This is a genomic window from Bradyrhizobium oropedii (genome assembly GCF_020889685.1).
GTDB classification, from domain to species: domain Bacteria; phylum Pseudomonadota; class Alphaproteobacteria; order Rhizobiales; family Xanthobacteraceae; genus Bradyrhizobium; species Bradyrhizobium oropedii.
Genome location: NZ_JACMYO010000341.1, coordinates 1 through 3,850, shown reverse-complemented (window position 1 = coordinate 3,850; position 3,850 = coordinate 1). Strand labels below are relative to the sequence as shown.

The window sequence follows — 3,850 nt, the reverse complement described above, 5'->3', positions numbered from 1 at the left end:
TGGGTCCCTGCTCCCGTGCGCAATTGCGCACCAGGCAGGGACGACACCGAATTTGACGTGGCATCCCCGCCAAGCTTTTGGGGTCATCACCCGCCGGGCAATGACAGTCTTTTTGAGGCCGAATCTGGTAACACCGACTCTATGACCGCACCTGAAGCCTTGTCAGACGCGTCCGCCAAGCCACCCGCTGCCCCCGCCGCCACTTCCTGGCGCGACGGCTTGGCGGTGTACCTGCAGCCGCGGGTGCTGATCGTGCTGCTGCTCGGCTTCTCTTCGGGCCTACCGCTGGCGCTGTCGGGCTCGACGCTGCAGGTCTGGATGAAGGAGGCCGGGGTCGATCTCGGCACCATCGGGCTGCTGGCGCTGATCGGCACGCCCTACACGCTGAAGTTCCTCTGGGCGCCGCTGGTGGACGCGCTGCACGTGCCGCTGTTCACGCAGGTGTTCGGACGGCGCCGCGGCTGGCTGCTGCTCTCGCAGCTGTTGCTGATCGCGGCGATCGTGGTGCTGGCGGTGGCCGATCCGGCACGCTCGCCGTGGTTCGCGGCCTTTGCAGCGCTATTGGTCGCAACGGCGTCGTCGACGCAGGACATCGTGGTCGACGCCTTCCGCGTCGAAAGCCTGCCCGAAAGCGAACAGGCCGCCGGCATGGCGTCCTATGTCGCGGCCTATCGCGTCGGCATGCTGGTCTCGACCGCCGGCGCGCTGTTCATCGTCAGCGGCTTCGAATCCGCCGGCCTTGCGCGCTCTTCGGCGTGGATGTGGGGCTATATGGTGATGGCCACGCTGGTCGTGATCGGCATCGTCACATCGCTTGCGGCGACCGAGCCGGTCCAATCGAGAGGCGCGGAGGCGGCCACCCACGCGCAGAACGCAGCAGAGCGCGTGCTGCACGCCGCGCTCGGCGCTTTCTCCGAATTCCTCAGCCGCAAGGACGCACTTGCCGCGCTCGCCTTCGTGGTGCTGTTCAAGTTCACCGATGCGTTCTCAGGCACCATGACCGCGCCGTTCGTGATCGACCTCGGCTTTTCCAAGGTCGACTACGCGGCGATCGTGAAGGGCGTCGGCCTTGCCGCAACGCTGATCGGCGGCTTTGCCGGCGGCTTCGTGGCGCGGCGCTATTCGCTGGCAACCAGCCTGTGGATCGGCGGCGTGCTGCAGGCGGTCGCCAACCTGTCGTTCTCCTGGCTCGCCCATGTCGGGGTCGATCAATGGGCGCTGGCGCTTGCGATCACGGCGGAGAACTTCACCAGCGCGATCGGCACCGTGATCTTCGTCGCCTACCTCTCGGCGCTGTGCCGCAATCCGCTACACACCGCGACCCAGTATGCGCTGTTGACGGCGCTCGCGGCGGTCGGCCGCACCTATCTGTCATCGGGCGCGGGCTATATCGCCAAGGCGGTCGGCTGGCAGGTGTTCTTCGTGATCTGTGTGGTGGTCGCGATCCCGAGCCTGATCCTGCTGCTCTGGCTGCAACGGCGCGGGCATTTTGATGAGTTGGGGCCGGTGCGGGTTTAGCCCAATTGTCGTAGCTCGGATGGAGCGAAGCGCAATCCCGCCACACATTCATTGTCGTCCCGGCGAAAGCCGGGACCCATAACCACAAATGTTTGTGGCGCGAAGGCTGGGGCCCCAACTTGCTTCAACAACGACCATTGGTGGTTATGGGTCCCGGATCGCGCTTCGCTTGTCCGGGACGACGAGGAATTAGCTGTTCGGGAAACCTCTCGATTGGCGCGCCCTACTTCGCCACCACGCTCCACTTGGTGACGATGGCTTCGCTCATCTCGCCGGCGTCCTTGGCGCAGACGACTTCGTCGACCTTCACCGAGATGGCCTTGCCGGAGAGGCTCTTGAGCTGCGCGGCCTGCGCATCGTTGGTCGGAATCAGCTGGAAGGTTTCCGGCCCGGTCTCGAGATTGCAGAGACCGTTCGGCGGCGGCAGGCGGCGCGGCTCGCTGGTGATCTGGTAGGTCGCGACACGCTTGCCGCGGTTCTTGGTGTCGCGCACCTTCATGACGCCAAGTTCCCCCGACAGCACGTCGCCGGCGTGGATCATCTTGCCGGGCTTCTGCGGCGCATCGCTCTGCTGCGCGATCGCGCCGGGCGCGGCGAAAATTGCCGCGAGACACGCAAAGCCCAAGCGTACGCCGAATCGGTGTGTCGTCATTTGCCGTGGTTCCGTATTTGATTCTTTAGAGCGTGGATGACCGTCCCCGAATCGACATCCACCCTATCATTTTGTTTCAGCGCGATCTTTTCGACTTGTGACCGATCACCCGGCGAATATCACCGAACTGGCCTTCGAGCGCGCTAGAACAGCGTCCGCTGCCGCATGGCAGCCGATAGCGTACCTTCATCGAGATAATCAAGCTCGCCGCCGACAGGCACGCCATGCGCAAGCCGCGTCACCCGGACATTGGCCTCCGACAGCAGGTCGGTGATGTAATGCGCTGTGGTCTGGCCATCGACGGTCGCATTCAGTGCCAGGATGATCTCGCTGACTTCAGGCGCATGCGCGCGCGCCACCAGCTGATCGATGGTGAGATCCTGCGGACCGACACCGTCGAGCGGCGACAGCGTCGCGCCGAGCACGTGATAGCGGCCATTGGTCGCATTGGCGCGTTCCAGCGCCCAGAGATCGGCGACGTCGGCGACCACGACGATGATCGCGGGATCGCGGCGCGGATCGGTGCACACCGTGCAGGGGTTTTGTGTATCGATGTTGCCGCAGGTCTTGCAGACCTGGATCTTGTCGATCGCGACCTGCAGCGCCGCGGTCAGCGGCGTCATCAACGCCTCGCGCTTCTTGATCAGATGCAGCGCCGCGCGCCGCGCCGAGCGCGGCCCGAGCCCGGGCAGCCGCGCCAGCAACTGGATCAGGCGTTCGATCTCGGGACCGGCAACGCTTGCAGCCATTAGAGCATGATCCGGAAAAGTGCGAAGCGGTTTTCCGAAGAGATCATGCTCAAACAAAGAACCAAAGCACGATGATTCATCTTAATCTCGTCGAGCTCTAAGTCGGACCAAATCCCGGCGGCAGGCCGAGCCCGCCAGTGAGTGCCATCATCTTCTCCTGCATCGCCGCCTCGGCCTTGCGGCGCGCATCGCCATGCGCGGTGACGAGCAGATCCTCGAGCACCTCGCGCTCTTCCGGCTTCATCAGCGACGGATCGATCTTGACGCCCTTCACTTCCATCTTCGCAGTCATGCGCACCGCGACAAGGCCACCGCCGGAGATGCCCTCGACCTCGACATTGCCGAGTTGCTCCTGCATCTCCTGCATCTTGGATTGCAGCTGCGCTGCCTGCTTCATCATGCCGAGAAAATCAGCCATGCGTGCGTTCCTGTAATCAGATCAATCGTCGTCGCTGTCGGAAGTTTCAATCGGGTCTTCACCGGTCGCATCCGCCACCGGAACCTCAGGGGCAAGGCGACGTACCTCGACCACCTTGGTGCCGGGGAAGCGCGCCAGCACCTCCTGCACACGCGGATCGGCTTCGGCGGCGCGCTGATGCTCGCTGCGCGCCAATTCGTTCTGCGAGCGCACCGTCGGCTGGCCGGCCTCGTTGGAGATGATCACGGTCCAGCGCCGCCCGGTCCACAGTTCGAGCTTGCGCGACAAATCGGTGATGAGCGCGCGCTGTGCCTTCGGCTCGAGCGCGATCTCGAGCTGGCCATCCTCGATGCGCACCAGCCGCACATCGGCCTCCAGCGCGGCCTTGGTCATGATGTCGCGCCTCTCACCGGCAAGCGCGATCAGTTGCGGAAAACTCGTGATCCGCAGCACCGGAACGGCATCGGTGGCCGGGGCCGCCATCTGCGGCCGCGCTGCGAGGTCGGCGCGCGG

At 64.6% G+C, this 3,850-nt stretch carries 4 protein-coding genes and 1 pseudogene; 1 reads left to right on the top strand and 4 read right to left on the bottom strand.

Annotated elements, in window-relative coordinates:
* The first annotated feature begins 141 nt into the window (after positions 1-141).
* Positions 142-1,518 (top strand): AmpG family muropeptide MFS transporter, encoded by a 1,377-nt coding sequence (locus tag H8A95_RS41980; protein ID WP_229188303.1) that lies wholly within the window; start codon positions 142-144, stop codon positions 1,516-1,518.
* A gap of 223 nt (positions 1,519-1,741) precedes the next feature.
* Here H8A95_RS41980 and H8A95_RS41975 read toward each other — a convergent pair whose 3' ends face one another.
* From H8A95_RS41975 to H8A95_RS41960, 4 genes and pseudogenes are all read right to left on the bottom strand, one after another.
* Positions 1,742-2,170: a hypothetical protein gene (locus tag H8A95_RS41975; protein ID WP_229188302.1), complete on the bottom strand. Its 429-nt coding sequence runs from the start codon at positions 2,168-2,170 to the stop codon at positions 1,742-1,744.
* 143 nt (positions 2,171-2,313) lie between these two features.
* Positions 2,314-2,919, bottom strand: a complete 606-nt coding sequence (recR, locus tag H8A95_RS41970) for a recombination mediator RecR (protein WP_163160808.1) — start codon at positions 2,917-2,919, stop codon at positions 2,314-2,316.
* Between the two features lie 97 nt (positions 2,920-3,016).
* Positions 3,017-3,337, bottom strand: coding sequence for a YbaB/EbfC family nucleoid-associated protein (locus H8A95_RS41965; RefSeq protein ID WP_021079589.1), 321 nt, complete (start codon positions 3,335-3,337; stop codon positions 3,017-3,019).
* 21 nt (positions 3,338-3,358) lie between these two features.
* A pseudogene (locus H8A95_RS41960) lies at positions 3,359-3,850 on the bottom strand (DNA polymerase III subunit gamma/tau); the annotation flags it as partial.